Origin of the sequence: Sinorhizobium americanum (assembly GCF_001651855.1) — a bacterium.
In the GTDB taxonomy this organism is placed as follows: Bacteria; Pseudomonadota; Alphaproteobacteria; order Rhizobiales; family Rhizobiaceae; genus Sinorhizobium; species Sinorhizobium americanum.
The window spans coordinates 252,108-272,210 of sequence record NZ_LNQC01000053.1 but is presented as its reverse complement, the minus strand read 5'-3'; the positions used below and the strand labels follow the sequence as shown (position 1 = coordinate 272,210).

Annotated in this window: 14 protein-coding genes; 8 read left to right on the top strand and 6 right to left on the bottom strand. The window is 62.7% G+C overall.

The annotated features are described in order from the left end of the window. The first annotated feature begins 33 nt into the window (after positions 1–33). The 3 genes from ATC00_RS15165 to ggt all read left to right on the top strand — a co-directional run bounded on the left by ATC00_RS15165 (position 34) and on the right by ggt (position 3,573). Positions 34–1,134 (top strand): Gfo/Idh/MocA family protein, encoded by a 1,101-nt coding sequence (locus ATC00_RS15165; protein ID WP_064253421.1) that lies wholly within the window; start codon positions 34–36, stop codon positions 1,132–1,134. Positions 1,135–1,151: 17 nt separating this feature from the next. Further along, on the top strand, positions 1,152–1,793 hold the full coding sequence (locus tag ATC00_RS15160) for a ThuA domain-containing protein (RefSeq protein WP_064253420.1): 642 nt from the start codon (positions 1,152–1,154) through the stop codon (positions 1,791–1,793). Between the two features lie 160 nt (positions 1,794–1,953). Then, the gene (gene ggt, locus ATC00_RS15155) at positions 1,954–3,573 is read left to right on the top strand and encodes a gamma-glutamyltransferase (protein WP_064253419.1); all 1,620 of its coding nucleotides are present in this window, start codon (positions 1,954–1,956) and stop codon (positions 3,571–3,573) included. Positions 3,574–3,795: 222 nt separating this feature from the next. On the opposite strand, the gene ATC00_RS15150 is transcribed toward ggt, so the two are convergent. Then, entirely contained in the window at positions 3,796–4,998 is a 1,203-nt protein-coding gene (locus ATC00_RS15150; RefSeq protein ID WP_064253472.1) for an MFS transporter, read from the bottom strand. Positions 4,999–5,375: 377 nt separating this feature from the next. Here ATC00_RS15150 and ATC00_RS15145 point away from each other — a divergent pair, with 377 nt between their 5' ends. Next, positions 5,376–6,884 carry a winged helix-turn-helix domain-containing tetratricopeptide repeat protein gene (locus ATC00_RS15145; RefSeq protein ID WP_064253418.1) on the top strand — a complete coding sequence of 503 codons (1,509 nt, stop codon included), beginning with the start codon at positions 5,376–5,378 and terminating at the stop codon, positions 6,882–6,884. A gap of 24 nt (positions 6,885–6,908) precedes the next feature. Here ATC00_RS15145 and ATC00_RS15140 read toward each other — a convergent pair whose 3' ends face one another. Next, a complete protein-coding gene (locus ATC00_RS15140) occupies positions 6,909–7,301 on the bottom strand; it encodes a GFA family protein (RefSeq protein WP_064253417.1) in 393 nt (130 codons plus the stop codon). 204 nt (positions 7,302–7,505) lie between these two features. On the opposite strand from ATC00_RS15140, the gene ku (ATC00_RS15135) reads away from it, so the two are divergent. The 3 genes from ku (ATC00_RS15135) to ATC00_RS15125 are packed head-to-tail and all read left to right on the top strand — an operon-like array spanning position 7,506 to position 11,198. Continuing rightward, positions 7,506–8,372: a non-homologous end joining protein Ku gene (ku, locus tag ATC00_RS15135; RefSeq protein ID WP_064253416.1), complete on the top strand. Its 867-nt coding sequence runs from the start codon at positions 7,506–7,508 to the stop codon at positions 8,370–8,372. A gap of 3 nt (positions 8,373–8,375) precedes the next feature. After that, a complete protein-coding gene (gene ligD, locus ATC00_RS15130; protein WP_064253415.1) occupies positions 8,376–10,928 on the top strand; it encodes a DNA ligase D in 2,553 nt (850 codons plus the stop codon). Positions 10,929–10,970: 42 nt separating this feature from the next. Continuing rightward, entirely contained in the window at positions 10,971–11,198 is a 228-nt protein-coding gene (locus ATC00_RS15125; RefSeq protein WP_064253414.1) for a KTSC domain-containing protein, read from the top strand. Here ATC00_RS15125 and ku (ATC00_RS15120) read toward each other — a convergent pair. Both ku (ATC00_RS15120) and ATC00_RS15115 read right to left on the bottom strand, forming a co-directional pair. Next, positions 11,195–12,004 (bottom strand): non-homologous end joining protein Ku, encoded by an 810-nt coding sequence (ku, locus tag ATC00_RS15120; RefSeq protein WP_064253413.1) that lies wholly within the window; start codon positions 12,002–12,004, stop codon positions 11,195–11,197. The two genes, ATC00_RS15125 and ku (ATC00_RS15120), sit on opposite strands and share 4 nt — an antisense overlap. A gap of 97 nt (positions 12,005–12,101) precedes the next feature. Then, positions 12,102–13,505, bottom strand: a complete 1,404-nt coding sequence (locus ATC00_RS15115; RefSeq protein WP_161951910.1) for an aminotransferase-like domain-containing protein — start codon at positions 13,503–13,505, stop codon at positions 12,102–12,104. Positions 13,506–13,543: 38 nt separating this feature from the next. Between ATC00_RS15115 and ltaE the strand changes: the two genes are divergently transcribed. Continuing rightward, entirely contained in the window at positions 13,544–14,656 is a 1,113-nt protein-coding gene (ltaE, locus tag ATC00_RS15110) for a low-specificity L-threonine aldolase (RefSeq protein ID WP_234782315.1), read from the top strand. A gap of 495 nt (positions 14,657–15,151) precedes the next feature. Here the strand turns inward: ltaE and ATC00_RS15100 are convergent, their stop codons facing one another. Together ATC00_RS15100 and ATC00_RS15095 are read right to left on the bottom strand one after the other, a co-directional pair. Next, on the bottom strand, positions 15,152–18,121 hold the full coding sequence (locus ATC00_RS15100; protein ID WP_064253410.1) for an NAD(P)-dependent oxidoreductase: 2,970 nt from the start codon (positions 18,119–18,121) through the stop codon (positions 15,152–15,154). 268 nt (positions 18,122–18,389) lie between these two features. Next, a complete protein-coding gene (locus tag ATC00_RS15095; RefSeq protein WP_064253409.1) occupies positions 18,390–19,970 on the bottom strand; it encodes a BCCT family transporter in 1,581 nt (526 codons plus the stop codon). Positions 19,971–20,103: the final 133 nt, after the last annotated feature.

Sequence of the window (20,103 nt, the reverse complement as noted above, 5' to 3'; positions counted from 1 at the left end):
CAGCTTCGCCATTTCAACTTCAGGAGGAGACTGATGGAGAAACTCGGTATCGGCATCATCGGCTGCGGCAACATATCGTCAGCCTATCTGAAGGCGATGGCGTCCTTCCCGATCCTCGATATCCGCGGCATCGCCGATTTGAACCGAAGCCTCGCCGAACAGCGCGCCGCGGAGTTCAATCTCGAGGCGCGGGAGGTGGCGGAACTCCTCGCCGATCCCTCGGTCGAACTCATCGTCAACCTGACGGTGCCGAAGGCGCATGCCGCCGTGGCGATGCAGGCGCTCGAGGCCGGCAAGCACACCTATTCGGAAAAGCCGCTCGCGACAGAATTTGCCGACGGGCGCAAGCTTGTGGTCCTGGCGCGGCAAAAGGGCCTGCGCATCGGCGCCGCCCCGGACACTTTTCTTGGCGGCTCGCATCAGACGGCCCGGGCGATCGTCGATGCCGGCGCGCTCGGCACACCGGTCGGCGGCACTGCCGCCTTCATGTGCCCCGGCCACGAGCGCTGGCATCCCAATCCCGATTTCTACTACGAGGTGGGCGGCGGTCCGATGCTCGACATGGGCCCCTACTACATCACCCAACTCGTCAACCTCTTCGGGCCCGTCGCCAAGGTCGCCGGTTTTGCCATTGCGGCGCGGAAGGAACGGACAATCACCAGTGCGGCGCGCAATGGCGAGCGCATTCCCGTGCATGTGCCGACCCATGTCACCGGCGTAATGGCCTTCGAGAACGGCGCCGTCGTGCAGATCGGCATGAGCTTCGATGTCGCCGGCCATAAACACCTGCCGCTTGAACTCTACGGAACGGAGGGCACGCTAATCGTTCCGGATCCGAACCATTTCGGCGGACAGATCGAGCTTCTGAAAAAGGGGGGCGCCTTTGAGCCGCTTCCGACGACCGAGCCCTATGCGGACGGCAACTACCGCTCGCTCGGCGTCGCCGACATGGCCCACGCCATTCGTTCGGGGCGGCCGCACCGGGCGAGCGGAGACCTGGCGCTGCACGTGCTGGAGGTCATGGACGCCTTCCACAAGGCGGCGGAAACCGGCACGACCATCAGCATCACAACGAAGACCGAGCGCCCGGCTCCCCTGTCGGAATCGCTCGTCGACGGCCGGATCGGCCGCTGATCAAGGAGGAGTGAGACATGCGCGAGGCACTGATCGTCTGGGGCGGCTGGAGCGGGCACGAGCCGCAGGAATGCGCCCATATCATTCGCGACATGCTTGAGGAGGACGGCTTCAAAGTCTATCTGGAACACACGACCGAGGCCTTTGCCGATCCCTCCATTCACGACCTTTCGCTGATCGTGCCGATCATGACCATGTCGAAGATCGAGAAGGAAGAGGTGAAAAACCTCGCCACTGCCGTGCAAGGAGGCGTCGGCATTGCCGGCTATCATGGCGGGGCCGGCGATGCGTTCCGCGAATGCGTCGACTACCAGTTCATCATCGGTGGCCAGTGGGTGGCCCATCCCGGCAACATCATCGATTACCGCGTGAACATTACCCGCCCCGACGACCCGCTGATGGAAGGCATCCCCGATTTTCCCTACACATCCGAGCAGTATTACATGCATGTCGATCCCTCGAACGAGGTGCTAGCGACGACCACCTTTTCCGGTGAGCATGCCTGGTGGATCGAGGGCGTGGTGATGCCGGTCGTCTGGAAGCGCAAGCATGGCAAGGGCCGGGTCTTCTATTCCTCGCTCGGCCACGTGTCGAAAGAATTCGAGATTCCGGAGATGCGCACGATCTTCCGCCGCGGTGCCAACTGGGCGGCGCGCTGAACTGCGTCTTCCCTCTTGAAGGTCTTCAAGGCTACCTTCTTTTGGGAAGCGTCGCGCCGCCGTCGGTGATTTCGACCGCTCGCGACGCGCCTGTTTCCATCGAAACGGCCCCGGCATAAGCTCCGGACTGCTTTCTCGATCCTTCCGGAGTTCCATTCCCATGCGTGACCTGCAATTTCCTGGCCGTTCCGTCGTCATGGGCAGGCATGGTGCCGCGGCGACGTCGCATGCTCTTTCGACGCTCGCCGCCATCGAGATCCTGCGCCGAGGCGGCAACGCGGCCGATGCCGCGATCGCCGCCTGTGCCGTCCAATGCGTGGTCGAGCCGGGCTCGACCGGCATCGGCGGCGACAATTTCGTCCTCTTCGCTCCCGCGTCTACCAATCCGCCGGGCACCGACCCTACGACGAACGGCAAGGTCTACGGTCTGAACGGCTCGGGGCGCGCGCCGAGGGGCCTCACCGCCGAGCGGCTCTTGAGGCAGGGAGTGAAGGAGATCGCCCTGACGTCGGTGCATGCGGTGACCGTCCCGGGCGCAATCGATTCCTGGGCCAAACTGAACCAGCGCTTCGGCTCCATGCCGCTCGGCGAGTTGCTGCAGCCTGCCATCCGCCATGCCGAGGAAGGCTTTGCGGTGACCGAGCGCGTCGCCACCGATTGGGCCCGCAACGAAGGCAAGCTGAAGGCGGATGCCAATAGCGCGCGCATGTGGTTGAAGGGTGGCCACGCTCCCACCGCCGGTGAGGTGTTCCGCCAGCCAGAGCATGCGAAAGTCCTCCGGGAGATCGCCGCCAAGGGCTGCGACGGCTTCTATACCGGCTGGGTCGCCGAGGACATGGTGGCCTATCTCCGCAGCCTAGGAGGTACGCATTCGCTGGAGGATTTCGCCTCGCAGGAGGCTTTTTGGGTCGAGCCTATTTCGACCAGCTATCGCGGCATCGATATCCTGGAAATCCCGCCGAACGGCGTCGGCATCACGACTTTGCTGATGCTCAACATCCTGAGCGGCATCGACCTGGGCAAATACGATCCGGTCGGCGTCGAGCGCTTCCATATCGAGGCCGAGGTCACAAGACTGGCCTTTGAGGTGCGCGACACGTATGTCGCCGACCCGGCCTTCGCCGATGTCCCCGTGCAGAAGCTGCTTTCGGCCGACTTCGCCGACGAGTTGCGCGGCCGCATCGACCTGAAGAGAGCCATGCCGGCTCGAGGCCCGCTCGGCACCACGACTTATCGGGATACCGTCTATATCAGCGTGGTCGACGGAAAGGGCAATGCCTGTTCCTTTATCAACTCGCTGTTCTGGCCCTATGGCACCGGCCTTTCCAGCCCGAAGACCGGCGTGCTGCTGCACAACCGCGGTACGGGCTTTCTTGTCGATCCGGCGCACCCCAATTGCGTGGCGCCGCAAAAACGCCCGCTGCACACGATTATTCCGGCGATGGCCATGAAGGGCGGCAAACCGTGGCTCTGCTTCGGCGTCATGGGCGGCGGCTTCCAACCGGTCGGCCAGACCCACGTGCTCACCAATATCATCGACTTCGGCATGAATGTGCAGGAGGCCATCGACTGCGCCCGCGGCTTTCACCAGATGGGCCGCTTCGAGGCCGAACGCGGCATCCGCGAGGATGTGCTGAAAGGCCTCGCGGCCCTGGGCCATGATATCAAAATGGCCGAGATGCCACTTGGCGGCGGCCAGGCGATCCTCATCGACCCGGTGAACGGCGTGCTGCAGGCCGGCTCGGATCCGCGCAAGGACGGCTGCGCGCTGGTCTACTGAGCCCTGCTCGCAACCAGAACTTTCGGCTCACCTTCGGAACCTTGCGCGGCGCGAGACGTTAGAGCCCGTCGCTTTACCAAGCGACGCTTGACGCAATGGGGGTCGGCTCTTCCCCTCCCACTACTCCCGAGTCGACCTTGTCGGCAGCGCCCCTCCTCCCTCCTCCGAGGGGCGCTGCCTCACCCTAGATATGCTCGGCGGTGATGTTGCCAGGTGCCTCGATCAGGGCCGCCGTCTCTCCGCCATCAGACACACCGCGAGGACACAGCACAGGAAGCCGAGGGATGATGGCAGCCCCTGATGGCCGATCATCTGCATCGCCAATCCCGTCGCGGGCGAGCCGACGATGCCTCCGATACCCCATACGACGGCGAAGGCCGCGTTACCGGCGACCAGCGCCTGACCGGTGAACCGCTCGCCGAGCCGGATGAGCGATACGGTATAAATCCCGAAGGAGACTCCGCCCCAGACGAAAACGAGCGGCCAGACGAGCCATGAGTCGAAGATCGACGGCAGCAGCAGGCAGCCGGCGAGCGATGCCAGGGCACAGAACAACAGGGTCCGCGTCGAGCCGAGCTGTTCGGCCATGCCCCCAAGCAAAATCTGTAGAACGGCATTGCCAGCGATGAAACAGGCGATGAGCGAAGCGATACGAGCCTCGGCGCTACCGAGTGCGGCGCCATAGACCGCCAACAAAGAGAGCAGGGTCTGCTCGAAGGCGGCGGCAGTGAAGACCGCGAACAACAGGAGCGGCGCCCGAGCGAAGAAGCCGCCGACCGATATTGCCTCTCCTTCCTGCGGCATCGTCGGGAGGCGCGGCACGACCGCAAGCACGATCAGGCCACAGAGCAAGAAGGCCGAGATGCCGATCAGGAAGGGCGGCCAACCCTCGGTGCCGGTGAGACCGAGCGACAGCGGGCCGATGGCGAAGCCCCCTGAAACGATCGATGAATAGAGGCCCAGGATGCGGCCCCGGCGTGGCGCAGGCGTGATCGACATCAGCCAGGTTTCGCTGATGACGTAGAGCGGATTGGCGAAGAAGCCGAGCAGGAAGCGCAGCGGCATCCAGGCCCAAACGCCCTGCATCCAGGCGATCGCGGCCAGCGTGAGCGCCGCCAGCAGCGAACACAGGATCGCAAGCCGCGCCCCGCCCACGCGCCGCGCCAGCGCCGGAACGAGGGGTGCGGATACAATGAAACCCAGCGGCGTCATCGCCGCCGACAAGCCGATCAGGTCCGGCGTCGTCCCCTGCCGCTCGAGGATGAAGCTGAGCAGCGGATAGGTCAGCCCCTGTGCCACGGCAAACACCGAGACGGTGGCGATGATGCCCGCCATCGCGGCCAAAGGAATCCGATCCTCGCTCGACGTGCTTTCCAAGTGCCGGCAAACCACTGCGGCAGGCGGAAACTGGCGATCCGGTGTCATTGCAGCACCCGCCTTTAGGGGCGGCATCGGCCCTTGCCAGAAGGGCTTGGCGATCTCTGCCTCAAACTGCCGTTTGGTCAGGCCGATGTCGGCGATCAAATGCGGATCGTCCTTCAACTTCTGTTCGAGTTCCCGGCGAAAGCGTATCCGCTCGCGCCAGGTCGCCATGATGCTCCGCAGGGTCACGAGGCTGTAATGTCGATGCAGCGGGGCCGAAGCAAGGGTGGGAGTCTCGTTCATGCCAAACCTCCTCATGGTTTGAGGGTCGGGGACCCTCGACCTGAAAGAGGATGAATTCTGCGGGAGACGAACAGCGGCGTAATTAAGCGCTCCCAAAAAGTTCTCAAAATTTTCCAAACGAACTATAGACTTGCCCTATGCAGGGATCGCGCATTGCTTTTGGTCCGTTCGTGATTGATCCGGCTGCGGGAACGCTGCTTCGGAACGATGCCCCCGTTGCGGTCGGCTACCGCGGGCTGAAGCTGCTTGCGGCACTCGTCGGACGGCCTGGCGAAATCCTCAGCAAGGCCGAGTTGATGGACGCGGCCTGGCCCGGCACGGCCGTCGAGGAAGGCAACCTCACCGTCCAGATTGCGCAGCTTCGGAAGCTGCTTGGTCCGTCCGCCGACGGCGGAGAATGGATCTCTACGGTCCCGCGCGTCGGCTACCGCTTTGTCGGGGCGACCGAGCAACTCGGTGGCGCGAAGCGAGCGCCTTTGCCGCTGCCCGACGAGCCATCGATCGCCGTGCTGCCCTTCATCAGTTTCAGCAGTGATCCCGAGCAGGAGGCTTTCGCGGATGGGCTGACCGAAGACCTGATCACCGACTTGTCCAGGATCTCCGGCCTGTTCGTCATCGCCCGCAACTCGGTCTTTGCCTACAAAGAACAGGCGGCGGACGTGCGCGAGATCGCTGAGGATCTCGGCGTGCGCTACCTGCTCGAGGGTAGCGCACGACGCGCCGCGGGGCGCGTGCGCATCAATGCCCAGCTCGTCGACGCGCTGAGCGGCGCTCATCTATGGGCGGAACGCTTCGATCGCAGCCTGGAAGATATCTTTGCCGTTCAGGACGAGGTCACCGGCAAGATCGTCGAGGCTCTGCTCGGCCGGCTGCGCCCGCCGCCGCCGCGCAATCATCCGAAAAATCTCGAGGCTTACGATCTCTGCGTGCGGGCGCGCAGGCTGATCGACGATTCGCCGCAGACGGCGCGGGAGGCGCATCTGATGCTCACGCGCGCGGTTTCGCTCGATTCGCAATATGCCGAGGCCTATCGCTGGCTTGCCATGAATCATTGGATGGGGTGGGTGCATTGGGGCGAACCGATGGAACCCAACCGTGGCGTTTCCTTGGAACTGGCGCGCAAGGCAGTAGCGATCGATCCCAACGATGCCGGCTGCCGCTGGGTGCTGGCCAACCTGCTTGCCTATGAACGCAGCTTCGCCGAGGCGGATGCGGAATTCGCCAGGGCGATCGAACTCGACCCGAACGAGGCCGATACCTGGGCGACCTTATCCGACATTGCGGTCCTGGCCGGCCGGATCGAGGAGGGACTTGAGCACATCAGGAAGGCGTTCCGGCTGAACCCGTTTCCGGCAAGCTGGTACTATCTGACGCTCGGCCAGGCGCAATATGCGGGCGGCGAATACGAAGCGGCTGTCGTGACACTCAGCAGGGACGAGACCTATCGCACGGGCTCGCGCCGCTTTCTGGCGGCAAGCCTTGCCCAACTCGGCCGGCTCGATGAGGCGCGCGCCGAGGTCGAGCTTTTCCTCGTCGGCAACCCGCATTTCACGATCCGCCAATGGGCCACGACCGAGCCGTTCCGCGACGACGCGACGCTCGAGCATTTCGTCGACGGTTTCCGCAAGGCCGGGCTTCCGGAGTGACGCGCTTCGCGCGGTTCGCTCGACCTACTCCTCGAACCGACCCGAGCCCTCTCGATCGCGCTCGTATCGTCTCGTGAGCGGAAACGGCGGCAGCCAGGCCTCACGGCGAACGATCCAGCTTTCATAGGTCGGCATCAGTTGGTCGGGGGCGTCCAGGGATCCCAGGTTCACTTCGATTTCGTCCGCGCTGCGGCCGAAAAGGGACGAGCCGCAGCGGGGGCAGAAAAACCGCCCGGCATAGTCGCGCGTTTCGCCATCGACCGTCACGGCGCTTTCGGGGAATATCGCGGAACCGTGAAAAAGCGCCCCGTGATGCTTGCGGCAGTCGAGACAGTGACAAAGGCCGACCCGGTATGGCCGACCCGACGCCACAAGTCGAACGTTGCCGCAGAGGCAACCGCCCATGAACCGGTCCATGCTGCGTGTCCTCCAAAATCGAGCGGAGCGATAGTTTTACAACGGACGGTGCTGTCATTGCAATTTTCCGCCGCCAGCGAGGGATTCACGGACCGATGCGCCCCGCTTGCGAGGGGAACAAACCGCCACGCCTCCACGTTCCCGATCGTCGAGCACGTTGCGCGAAACCATCCCAGTGCTCCGTTCCCAAAGGGAGGCCGCATCGTGGCGCCGAGAGCAAATTGGAAGGGCTATCTGAAGGTCGCCGAGGTCAGCTGCCCGGTCGCGCTCTACACAGCCGCATCGACCTCGGAACGAATTGCCTTTCACACCATCAACCGTGCCACCGGGCATCGCGTTCACCGGCAATTCGTCGACAGCGAGACCGGAAAGCCGGTCGAAAAGGACGATCAGGTCAAGGGCTATGAAGTCGGATCCGGCGACTACGTCGTGCTGGAGCCCGAGGAGATCGCGGCGGCCGTTCCGGAGAGCGACAAGACCCTGTCGATCTCGGCCTTCATCGCCTGCGGCGATATCGACAACGTCTATTTCGATAAGCCCTATTACCTTGCTCCGACGAAGAGCCATGCCGAAGACGCGTTCGCTCTGATCCGCGAGGGCATGCGCAAGAAGAACGTAGCGGCCATTGCTCGGGCAGTGCTGTTCCGGCGGGTGCGCACGCTTCTGATCCGCGCCTATGAGGACGGACTGATCGCAACGACCTTGAATTTCGACTACGAGGTCCGCTCCGCCGAAGAAGCGTTCGATGACGTGCCGGATCTGAAGATCGAGGGCGAGATGCTGGAACTCGCCGAGCACATCATCAAGACCAAGCGCGGAAAGTTCGACCCCGCAAAATTTGACGACCGCTACGAGGCGGCGCTCGCCGAGCTGGTCAAGGCGAAACTTGAGGGCAAGAAGATCGAGCCGCGCAAGGAGCCGAAGCTCGAAAAGGTCGTCGACCTGATGGAGGCATTGCGGCAGAGCGCCGGCGTTCCGGTCAAGAAGGCAAAGGCGACCACCCACACCAAAAAGAAGGCGACCCCTGGCGCGAAGACGAAGGAAGCTTCGCCGCGTCGCAAGGCGGGCTGAGCCATGGGCCTCGAAACCTATCGGGAAAAGCGCGACTTCGCCTCCACACCCGAACCGAAGGGCGGCAAAGCCCGCCGATCCAGCAACAGTTTCGTTGTCCAGAAGCACGACGCCACGCGGCTGCATTACGACTTTCGCCTGGAGATGGACGGGGTGTTGAAGAGCTGGGCCGTCACCAAGGGTCCGAGCCTCGTTCCCGGCGAGAAGCGCCTTGCCGTTCACGTCGAGGACCACCCTCTCGAATACGGAGAGTTCGAAGGGACAATCCCGAAAGGCGAGTATGGCGGCGGGACGGTCATTCTGTGGGATCGCGGCACGTGGGCGCCGATCGGCGATGCCCGGCGGGGCTACGCGAAAGGCCATCTCGAGTTCGAGCTCAGCGGCGAAAAGCTCGGCGGCCGCTGGCATCTGGTTCGAATGGCCGGCAAGCCGCGCGAAAAACGGGAAAACTGGCTGCTGATCAAAGGTGACGACGAGGCGGCGCGATCGGAGCAAGACCCCGATATTCTCGAGGAGCGGCCGGAGTCGGTTCTGACCGGCCGCGAGATCAAGGATGTTGCCGGCGAAGAGCCGGGCTGGTCGTCGAAGACCGGCCGGATACGCAAGCGGGCTCGCGGCAGGAAGGCCGCCGCTCCGCGGGGGCAGGAGCCCGAGGCTCCTTCGAATGTCCCCGATCCCGCGAAGATCAAGGGCGCCAAGCCGGCCCCCTTGCCGGACTTTGTCGAGCCTTCATTGGCGACGCTCGTCGCTTCCGCGCCCGCCGGCGAACGCTGGCTCCACGAAATCAAATTCGACGGCTACCGGTTGCAGGCGCGGATCGAAGCCGGGCGCACCAAGCTTCTCACCCGCGGCGGGCTGGACTGGACGAAAAGGTTCGGCAAGGCGCTGGTGTCGGCGGTGCAGGCGCTACCGGTCGGAACAGCTGTGATCGATGGCGAGGTCGTTGTCGAAACGGGATCCGGGGCCTCCGACTTTTCCGGGTTGCAGGCCGACTTGAGCGAGGGTCGCAGCGATCGCTTCCGCTTCTATGCGTTCGACCTTCTCTACCTCGACGGCTATGACCTGCGCGCTCTGCCGCTGATCGAACGCAAGGAGCTACTCGGCCAGTTGATAAGCGAAGACGAAGGCGTCATCCGCATCAGCAGCCATTTCGAAGAGGAAGGCAGTCTAGTGCTGCGTCATGCCTGCAGGCTGAGCCTCGAAGGCATCGTCTCGAAGCTGCGCGATGCGCCCTATCGTGCCGGACGGAACAAGAGCTGGTTGAAATCCAAATGCTCGGCGCGTCAGGAGTTCGTCGTTGCCGGCTACGTGCCGTCGACGACCTCGCGCAAGGCGATCGGCTCGCTCGTGCTCGGCGTCTACGAGGGCGGCAAGCTCCATCATGTGGGCCGCGTCGGAACGGGGTTCACCGCGGCCGTTGCGGAGGGGCTCTTCAAGAGGCTTGACCGCTTGCGGATACCCGAAAGTCCGTTCGCAACGCGGCTTGCGGCGGAGGATGCGCGCCAGGTGCGATATGTGAGGCCGGAGCTGGTGGCCGAGGTTGAGTTCAGGGCCTGGACCGCCGACGGCCTTCTCCGCCACGCCTCGTTCAGGGGGGTGCGGGACGATAAGCCGGCCCGCGACATCGTGCGCGAAGCGCCCAAGTCTGCGGCCGCAGCGCCGAAAGCTCCGCGTCGGACCGTGAAGCTCACCCATCCCGACCGGCTCTACTGGCCGGACGAGGGCGTGACCAAAGAGGGGCTCGCCGATTACTATGCCGATGTCTGGCGCTTCGTCGGGCCACACATCGTCGGTCGCCCGCTCGCTTTGGTCAGATGCCCCAACGGGATCACCGGGGAGAAGTTCTTCCAGAAGCATGCCTGGAAGGGCCTGAACCCCAACATCGTGCTCATCAATGATCCGAAGGAGCCCCCCGACGAACAGCTGTTGAGTATCAGAGACCTCGACGGCCTGATGGGGCTCGTCCAGTCCGCGGTTCTCGAAATCCATCCTTGGGGCTCGACGGTCGCCGATTGGGAAGGACCGGACACGATCATCATGGACCTCGACCCTGGCGAGGACGTGCCGTTCGAAACGGTGATCGAAGCCGCGCTCGAGACGGCAGAGCGCCTGAAGGCGGCCGGCCTTGTTCCCTTCGTCAAGACTTCCGGCGGCAAGGGGCTTCACGTGGTGGCGCCGTTGAAGCCGAAGGCGGAATGGCCGGCGGTCAAAGCCTTCACCAAGTCGATTGCCGACGCGATGGCCTCCGACAGTCCTGATCGCTTCGTTTCGACGATCAGCAAATCCAAGCGCCGCGGCAAGATCCTGGTCGATTATTTGAGAAACCAGCGCGGCGCGACTGCGGTTGCACCCTATTCGACGCGAGCACGGCCGGGCGCCGCCGTATCGATGCCTCTGTCCTGGGATGAATTGGCCCCCGGGATCGGGCCGGCCTATTTCACGGTGGCGAACACGCCGACGCGGCTGGCGTCACTGCACGCCGACCCGTGGGCGGATTTTCGTGCGGCCGCCGTTCCGCTCAAGGAGGCTAAGGCCGGGCGAAAGAAGGCCGCCTGAAAGACGCACTCACAACGGACCGTTACGAGAGGCGGTGAGGCAATGCCGTCGCATCTGATAAAGAGGGCAGATTATGATGCCGAGACGCGGACGCTCTCCATCTGGCTCCTGACCACGGAAAAGCGTTATGACTATGAGGACGTGCCTCCCGAAACCTATGCTGCCTTCAGGCGCGCCTTCTCGAAGGGCCGCTTCTTCAACGCGCATATCCGCGATCGCTTCAACTATCGCGTCTCGATGCCGGGCGAACACCGGGATGCCGGGGGTTAACTCTTCGACTTTTTCTTCTTTTCCGAACTGAGGCTCTTACGAAGCGCGTCCATGATATTGACCACGTTGCTGGGGCGCTCCTCTTCCTCGGCCTTTGCCTTGGCCGGTCGTTTCCGGCCCTTCTTCTTGGCGGATATGATGTCGAGGAGGCGCGCCTGAACGGGATCGCTCACCATATCGGGATCCCACGGTTTGCTACGTTCTTCGATCAGCTTTGTCACGAGCCGCATCAGTTCGGGATCGGTGTCGCTGTCATCAATGTTGCGGAAGAACTCCTCGGGTTTCCGCACCTCGTCGCCATAGCGCAGCGTCCAAAGAACGATCCCCTTCCCTCTCGGCTCGAGCATCACGGCGCGCTCGCGGCGATACATGACAAGCCTTGAGATCCCGACCGTCCCGGTTGAGGCCATCGCATCGCGGATCACTGAAAAGGCCTCCTCACCCACGGGATCGTCGGGAACGAGATAGTGCGGCTTGTCGTACCAGATCCAGCGAATGCTGTCGGCCTCGACGAACATGTCGATATCGATGGTGCGCGTGCTTTCCAGCCCGACCGCTTCGAGTTCCTCGTCCTCTAGGAGGACGAAGTCGTCCTCGCCACGTTCATAGCCCTTGACTTCGTCATCTTCGTCGACGGCTTTTCCGCTCACCGCATCGACATACTGGCTGACGACGCGATTGTTGGTCTTTCGGTTGAGCGTGTGAAAGCGGACCTTTTCGTTTTCGGTCGTCGCCGGCGTCATTGCCACCGGACAGGTGACGAGTGACAGTTTCAGATAGCCTTTCCAGAACGAGCGGGGCGCCATTTGGTTTCGCCTCGAAGCATCTCGGTTGAACTTCCGAAACGGGGCCGAGCGCGCGTTTGTTCCTCCGCCTTTCGCCAAGGTCGCCGAACGAGCCTGCTCATTGCCGTTGCTTCACCAGCTGACCGAGATGGGCGATAGCCTCTTCCTGCTCTCGGCTCCACGGATAGCCCGCATTCAGCCGCAGGCAATCATCAAATTCGCGTCCGCCGAAAAGATATCCGGGCACGAAGCCGATGCCCGCTTCGCGGGCGCGAGTGAACAATTGCCGCGTGCTGACCGGATGGCCTTCCGCTTCGGGAAGGCGAACCCAGGCGACATATCCTCCCTCGGCATGTGATACCTCTGTGCCGAGAGGAAAATGCCGGACAACGGCCTGCCGCAACTCGGCATGCTGCCTGGCGAGCCTTTGACGCAGCCGCTTCAGATGGCGCGTGTAGCCGCCATTCTCCATCAGTTCCGCGGCAGCCACCTGAAACAGCTCCGAGGTTGCCATGGTGCTCGTGTATTTCAGCGCCTGCACCTGCGCGGTAAATCGGCCCGCCGCTACCCAGCCGAGGCGAAGGCTCGGCATCAAGGTCTTGGACAGTCCGCCACACCACAGCACTCCCCCTTGTCGGTCGAAGCTGCGAAGCGCGGGCGGGCGGGAAGGCGCGAAACAGACGTCGCCGAACATGTCGTCTTCGATAAGCGGTATTTTGCGATCGGCGAGCATGGCGACGAGCGCCGCCTTGTCCTCGTCATCGGCTACGCTTCCGACCGGGTTGTTGCCATTGGCGACCGAAACAACCGCCGCAATCCTCGTCGTCTGCAATACTTCGGCCAGCACGGCGAGATCCATGCCTCGGAGGGGATCGCAAGGTATGGGCACGGCCACCAGGCCCAGCGCCCGCAGCATCTGGAGCAGCACGAAATAGCAGGGAGATTCGACGGCAACGCGATCTCCATGACTGGTCACGGCGCGAAGCGAGAGGTTGAGCGCTTCGATGCAGCCGTTGGTAACGATGATTTCTTCAGGAGAAATCCGGCAGCCGTGGTCGAGCGCCGAACGAACGATCTGCTGCTTGAAAGCGGCATGGCCGGTTCCCCGGGCAAGTGCCCCGAGGAGCAGCGGCGAACGATAACTCGCCCGCCGCACCAGCCGACCGAAACGATCCAGCGGATAGAGGCCCGGATCGCCCGTGGCCAAATCGAACCTGACGCGACAGGGTGAACCGACAATGGAAAGGTGAACCCTGGCATCCTCTTCAAGCTCGCTGTCGAACTGAAATCGCGGCGCCGCAGCCACCGATCCCGCTCTGTTAAGGACGAAATAGCCCGAGCGCGGACGCGCCTCGATCAGGCCTTCGCCTTCTAGTGAACGAAGCGCTTCGAGCGCGGTGGTCGTGCTGACGCTGTGCTGCCCGGCGACGGCGCGAACCGACGGAATGCGCGTACCCGGCTCGAGAATTCCCGACCGAATCGCTTCACCAATTTGCCCGGCGATGGTCTGGTATTTCGTCATGGAAGAAAGGCAACGGAAGAGAGGACATCGCATCTGTTATGCAACAGATCGAGCAGATCTGTATATATCGCCCGCCGATTGCCACAGCTAACTTCCTGCCGCTGCAACCGGAAAGGACTTGGCAAATGATCCAGCATGATTTTCGAAGCGATACAGTGACCCGCCCGACAGGAGCGATGCGTGAAGCAATGGCCCGAGCAGACGTCGGTGACGACGTCTTCGGTGATGATCCCACTGTCCGCAACTTGGAGGAAGCCGCGGCTGATCGGCTCGGCAAGGAAGCCGGATTGTTCTTTCCGACGGGGACGCAATCCAATCTCGTCGCGTTGATGGCGCATTGCGAGCGTGGTGACGAGTATCTCGTCGGCCAGCTTGCGCACTGCTATCGCTGGGAGGCGGGCGGAGCGGCCGTCCTGGGCAGCATTCAGCCGCAACCGATTGCCCACCGACCGGATGGCACCCTGGATCTCGCCGCGATCGAGGCCGAAATCAAACCCGATGATCCCCATCATGCCCGCACCCGGTTGCTGGCTCTGGAAAACACCCTCGGCGGGCGCGTCCTCTCTCTCGATTATGTGCGAGAGGCCTGTGCGGTGGCGGAACGCCATGGCCTTGCGCGTCATCTGGACGGCGCGCGCCTTTTCAATGCCTCCGTCGCACTCGGCCAAGACATTGCGCTGCTGGCTCAGCCCTTCGACAGCGTGTCCCTGTGCCTGTCAAAGGGGCTGGGCGCCCCTCTTGGCTCGGTGCTCGTCGGCGATCCCGCCTTCATCGTCAAGGCAAGGCGGCTTCGCAAGATGGTCGGCGGCGGCATGCGGCAGGTCGGCGTGGTCGCCGCCGCGGGACTTTATGCTCTTGAAAACAATGTCGAACGGTTGGCGGAAGATCATGCCCTGGCGCGCAAGCTGGCCGAAGGGATCGGTGCCTTTTCCGGGCTCGAAGTCACCGCTCCCGATACCAACATCGTCTTTGTCGATATCGATACATCCATCGCCGCCCCACTGGCGGCCCATTTGGCTGGAGCCGGAATCGGCATCACATCAAGTGCCGGCGGGCGGCGCCAGCGCTGGGTCACGCACATGGACGTCGATGCCCAATCGGTCGGCGCTGCCTTGGCCGCGATCGATGCCTTTTTCGCGAAAGGAGTGTGAACCAGAGCAGGGGCACGGCGGCCGCCCTGCGGCGGGCTGTCCCACTCTATCCGATGAGCGCGACGTCGACCCTAAGCGCCCCCCCGTCGCGGGCGCTCTCTGCTATCGGTCTCTGACCCTTTCAGCCAAGAGACACGGGTCTCTGACGCCTTCCTGATAGAACGCGACCAGCCTCCTTGCGAGCGCTTCGGCTTCCTCCGTGTCGCTCCTCAGCTTGGTTCGGGCGAGTTCGGTTTCGAACACGCCTTGCAACATATTGATCTCGCTCGGTCGGATGACGCAGTCAAAGTCGCGGAAAGGATACATGGCGCCGGCTCCTAGGATGGGGCGAAAGCGCGATGATCTCCCAGCCAGTGGCGCCCTTGTTGATAGCCGCTGATACCACGCAGCATGCGCTTCAAACGAGGCCGCAGCAAGGGGCACCTTTTCGCCTGTCCTTCGCTCCTTAATCGAGCGAAGGACAATGGCCCTCTGTGCAATCTTGGACCGGCAGTCCTACTCCTTGGCAGCAGGTGCTAGCAGGCCAGCAGACTTTAGAAGTTGAACCTGCTTCATTGCGTTCTGCGCAAGCAGTGACCGGTAACGCTCGACGATCCGCGCTCTGTGCGCCTCGTCGGACACCGCTTCGAGCGATCCGAGGATCGCGGCTATCTTTTCGCTCGCCTCCCGCAATTGCACGAGAAGGCCCTTGTCGTTCGCAATTCGGTCAAAGACGGAGCGCGTGAAAAGTCCAATGCCAGAGGGGCTGCTTGCACCTTGCGATACATAGCCCTCGGGCAGATCACCCTTGAGGTTCGTGACCGACAGCAGACGTATCGAGTCGATGATCTGGTGGACGGCTTGCTTCGCGCCGGCGACACGTGTCGGATGGTCGGTGTCCGCCGCGGCATGCGGGAGGAGTTCGAGCTTGTCGGCATGCTTCGGAAGAAGCGAAAGATAGGGCTTCATCGGGCCGCTCGGGCCGTCCGACGACTTGAAGATGTCGGCATCGATCGCCGCATGCCTGACCTTGCCGGATGTCAGGGCCGCCTCCAGGTCCGTCACGTTCACGAGCTCGCCGCGATCGTAGTTGAGCAGCACTGCCCTGTCGTTCAGAGCGGACAGGACCTCGCCATCGACGACTCCGGCATTGGAGAATTTCCCAGTGGCCGGGTCCTGTTTTCCGAGGCCGAGATGGACCGACAGGACGTCCGAACCACGCGCCGCCTCCGCCGGAGTAGCGGCGTATTCATAGCCTTCCGCGATGATGTTGTCGCGATGCGCGGGTCGAGCATAGACGACCACATCCATGTGGAACGCCTTGGCAAGACGTGCGAGTTCCCTGCCTATGTTGCCGTAGCCGAGGATCGCGATCCTTTTTCCCTCAAGCTTCTCGGTCGGATATTCGGCCAAGTTCTTGCCCGTATCGAAGTCGCCGCCAACGACGCGGGCATGCAATTCTTCCACCGGCAGATCGGGCAGAACCTTGAGAAGCGCCTTCATGGCCATCTGCGCGGTCGCCCGGCTATTGATCCCCGGCGTGTTCATCAGCGGGGCCTCGCCGCCTTCGCCGTTCGGCCCGCCCCAGGAAGCGGAACCCATGTTTCCGGTGCCCGTGCCGATACGGACGCCGCCAAGGCGGAACTTCGCGGCCTGGGGGATGAATGTTGCGGCGGCGATCACCGCATCATACTGCCCCTCGCCCGCTTCAGCGAGGATCTCGTCGGCGGTGCTAAGGTGGGGTCGGTAGTAGAAGTGAATCTTGCCATCGTCGGCCGTGCTTGAACCGTTCGCGGAATTTTCGTGGAACACGCCGCCTTTTTCGTGGATGTATGCGGCCAGTTCGCTGTGATCGAGACGGCCCTCAGCATCGAAGCGGAGGCCGATCGCATCCGCGATCAACACCTTGAAAGTGCCCTCGCGCACCGATGCGGCACCGGCGCCGGCAGATTCGGCGTAGCCAACGCGGCTGCCTCTCTTCTCGAGCTCTTCTTCGATGACGACGATCTTGGCCCTGAGATAGGCGTATTTGAGATTGTCGAGCAGAGCGGTGACATCGGCAGCGTCCCGAATGCCGCCGATCCAGGCGCGATAATCCCCCGGAGTTCCGGGGAACGCGTTCACATAGCGCGCCGCATCCAGCCCCTTTTCATGAACACCGTTCGGATGGGTAATTCCTTCATAACCCAGGATCTGCTTCGACCGCGCGATGATGCGCTGATGCAGGTCCGACGAGGAGATGCTGCCGTCATTGACCTTAAGCAGCGTTACCGCCGCGCCGCGGCGATCCTCTTCCTCCACTACGAGACTGAACAGCGGGTTGCGGTCCACCCATTCGTTGACGAGCTTGCGGTTCTTTGCCGAGCGCTTGTTGAGTTCGCTGACGGACCCGACGCGCCGTTCGGTCTGCAAGAGCCCGAAGGTAGTCTCGGCGAATGCCAGGGCGCTATAGGTGTTGATGACGCCGCCGAGCATCCTGTCTTCCTGGGCATCGTAAAACGGGCCGGCATCGACCGACCGCTTGCTGCTGAACGGCTGCCGGGGATTGATCGGCGGCGCAATCTTGAGCTGCCTCGGGATCGCCCAGGACGGATTGCTCTGGTTGCGCTCGATCAATGCCAGAGCCGCCGGCGTGAAGGACGCCACAAAGTAGCCGGAGACGCCGCCGATCGCCTTCTGGAACGGCATGAACAGGCAGCACTTGGCCATCACCGCCCGCACGACATCGGGCTCCCAAGGCATCGCTCCCAGCATGGACGTCGCGTCGAAAACGGCATGACGGTTCTCAGGGTCACCGTCCAACCAGGCTAGAAGCTCGATAATCTCCTCGTTGGTGTATGAATTGGCACCGGTCGTTTCGTGACCCACGCCAATGAAGATCGAAACGCCGAGTTCTGCGAGCGCGCTTGCCGAAGGAATTTGACCCTCGCGCTTCGCAAAGTGAATCCTGTTTTCGTCGCCCTTTTCCGCGAAGCGATGCATCTCTATGAGCTGGGTTGCCCAGGATTGCCGGAAGAAACCAGAGGCATCAGCGCGGTCACTTTCGGGGCGCGGGGTATCGACGTACACCCGCTGGCTTGCGTTATTTGCGTTCAGAAGGTGCTGCACGCACACGGTATAGCCGCTGTGTCCGCCGCCGAGGCCGACTGCAATCCTGTTCGACTTGGGAAACTCGAAATAGCGATGGATCGCCTGCATCATATCGAGCAGAATCTTGTCTGCCGGGTAACCGCGATGCATGCTGCGGGAGAGTTCAGCGGTCGTAAACGCGCCGATATCCTTCCCGGTGTCATCGTATTTCCGGTAGGTGCTCTCTATCCAATTGTCGAATTCATAGCGGCGCAGCCTGCTGTCGACCTCGTCCTTTGTCGCATCGGTTATCGGGCCGACCCCGAAGAACGGATTCGTCGGCAGCGAAGGGACGCCGCCTTCGGTGCGTTTCATTGCGTCGAGGCGATGCGCGACAAGGTCTGAATCGGAAATCATTTCTACCTCTGTTCATCCTGGGGCAGCAGGTAATCGCTCCCCGTCATTTGTGATCGCCAAAACTGACGCTGCGGCCGAACGTGCAAGCTCCGGTCCCGGATCGGGCGATTTCTCCGGCGACAATGTTGGACAATTCAAAAATCCACGCAGTACGAATTCCGAACGTATTCCCATCGAATTGCGACATGGGAGGCTCGACACGTTCGAACGCATGCTTTTCTTAAGAGCGGCCGATCCGAAGATCGGCCGCTCTTAGATATCAGCATCGTTATTGTGCGGCTTCAGGTGCCAGTCCGGCCGCTTCACCAGCGGCAGCGGCGGCAGTCGGCACCGTCCGTGGCGACCGCCCCTCCTCCAGTTCGTCGAGGAGCGAGTGCCAAAGCGAGATGCAGAGCCCGACCATGACGACCAGGAACGGGGCCGCTGCGATGATCGAGGCCGTCTGCAACCCCTGCAATCCGCCCATCATGAGCAGGACCGAGGCCGAGGCGCCCGCCAGCACGCCCCATAGCACGACGACACCGGGGGGCGGCTCGAGTGTGCCGTTGGACGAGAGCATCCCCATCACCACCGCGCCTGCATCGGCACCGGAGATGAAGAAGATCGCAACCAGGAAAATGGCGATCAGGGACGTCAGCCAGGCGAAGGGATACTGCGCCAGCAAGGCAAAGAGCGAGACTGCCGCACCCTGGTTGTTGACCGCGTCGACGATGCCGCCGGCGCCGAAAAGCTCCGAGTGCAGCGCGGTTCCACCCATGATAGTGAACCAGACGAAGGTGACGCCGCTCGGGATCAAGAGAACGCCGATCACGAATTCGCGGATCGTGCGGCCACGCGAGATGCGGGCGATAAACACGCCGACGAAGGGCGCCCAGGAAACCCACCAGGCCCAATAGAAGATCGTCCAGCTGCCGAGCCACTTGCCGTCGCTGAAGGCCGCGGTGCGGAACGACATTGTTACGAGGTCGCTGAGATAAAAGCCGAGCGATTCCGTGAAGGTGTTGAAGATGAAGATCGTCGGACCGATGCAGACCAGGAACAACAACAACAGCATCGCGATGATCATGTTCATGTTGGAGAGGAACTGGATGCCTTTGCCCACGCCCGACACCGCCGAGAGGATGAACAGCACCGACATGACGCCGATGATCGACAGCGCGATTGTGTTGGAGGTCCCGGTCCCCCACAGGAAGTCCATGCCGCTGTTGATCTGCTGGGCACCGAGGCCAAGCGAGGTCGCCGTGCCGAATAGCGTCGCGATGATCGCCAGCACGTCGATCGCCTTGCCGATCGGCCCGCTTGCAGCCTCGCCGAGGAGCGGCGTGAAGGCGGATGAAATCAGGTTCGACTTGCCCTTGCGGAAGGTGAAATAGGCAATCGTCAGGCCGACCACGGCATAAATTGCCCAGGGGTGAAGCGCCCAGTGGAAATAGGAGTACTTCATGGCGAGAAGAGCCGCCTCGAGGCTCTTCGGCTCCGCCTGCCCATGAGGCGGGGTTGAAAAATGGAAGATCGGTTCTGCAACGCCCCAGAACATGAGGCCGATGCCCATGCCGACGCTGAACATCATGCAGATCCAGGATGCGGTGCGGAATTCCGGCCGCTCGTCGTCCTGTCCGAGCCGGATCTTGCCCAGGCGGCTCGCGGCAAGAAAAAGTGCGAAAACCAGGAAGCCTGCCGACGAGACGACGAAGCCCCACCCGAAATCGTCGATGACCGCGTTGAGGACCACCTTCGAGACCGAGGACAGGCTGTCGGGGAACACGGCCCCCCAACCGACAAATCCCAGTATGATGGTGATCGCCGGCCAGAAGACGGCCGGATCGACCTGAGGTTTTGATCCTTGCATTTGGTTGCTCCTCCTAGTTAACCGGGCTGCCCGCCTTCTCCCAGGCAGCCTGTTCCCACTCGCGCGATCTGCCGGGGCGGATCATGTTGCTTTTGTTGCCGTGTTGGGCGAGCACGCCCGTGCTCCACGGGCG

Bases quoted from the DNA above. Each gene is read 5' to 3' on its own strand.
- ATC00_RS15165 (WP_064253421.1), top strand. From the start codon at position 34: ATGGAGAAACTCGGTATCGGCATCATCGGCTGCGGCAACATATCGTCA.
- ATC00_RS15160 (WP_064253420.1), top strand. From the start codon at position 1,152: ATGCGCGAGGCACTGATCGTCTGGGGCGGCTGGAGCGGGCACGAGCCG.
- ggt (WP_064253419.1), top strand. From the start codon at position 1,954: ATGCGTGACCTGCAATTTCCTGGCCGTTCCGTCGTCATGGGCAGGCAT.
- ATC00_RS15150 (WP_064253472.1), bottom strand. From the start codon at position 4,998: ATGACACCGGATCGCCAGTTTCCGCCTGCCGCAGTGGTTTGCCGGCAC.
- ATC00_RS15145 (WP_064253418.1), top strand. From the start codon at position 5,376: ATGCAGGGATCGCGCATTGCTTTTGGTCCGTTCGTGATTGATCCGGCT.
- ATC00_RS15140 (WP_064253417.1), bottom strand. From the start codon at position 7,301: ATGGACCGGTTCATGGGCGGTTGCCTCTGCGGCAACGTTCGACTTGTG.
- ligD (WP_064253415.1), top strand. From the start codon at position 8,376: ATGGGCCTCGAAACCTATCGGGAAAAGCGCGACTTCGCCTCCACACCC.
- ATC00_RS15125 (WP_064253414.1), top strand. From the start codon at position 10,971: ATGCCGTCGCATCTGATAAAGAGGGCAGATTATGATGCCGAGACGCGG.
- ku (WP_064253413.1), bottom strand. From the start codon at position 12,004: ATGGCGCCCCGCTCGTTCTGGAAAGGCTATCTGAAACTGTCACTCGTC.
- ATC00_RS15115 (WP_161951910.1), bottom strand. From the start codon at position 13,505: ATGACGAAATACCAGACCATCGCCGGGCAAATTGGTGAAGCGATTCGG.
- ltaE (WP_234782315.1), top strand. From the start codon at position 13,544: ATGCAACAGATCGAGCAGATCTGTATATATCGCCCGCCGATTGCCACA.
- ATC00_RS15100 (WP_064253410.1), bottom strand. From the start codon at position 18,121: ATGATTTCCGATTCAGACCTTGTCGCGCATCGCCTCGACGCAATGAAA.
- ATC00_RS15095 (WP_064253409.1), bottom strand. From the start codon at position 19,970: ATGCAAGGATCAAAACCTCAGGTCGATCCGGCCGTCTTCTGGCCGGCG.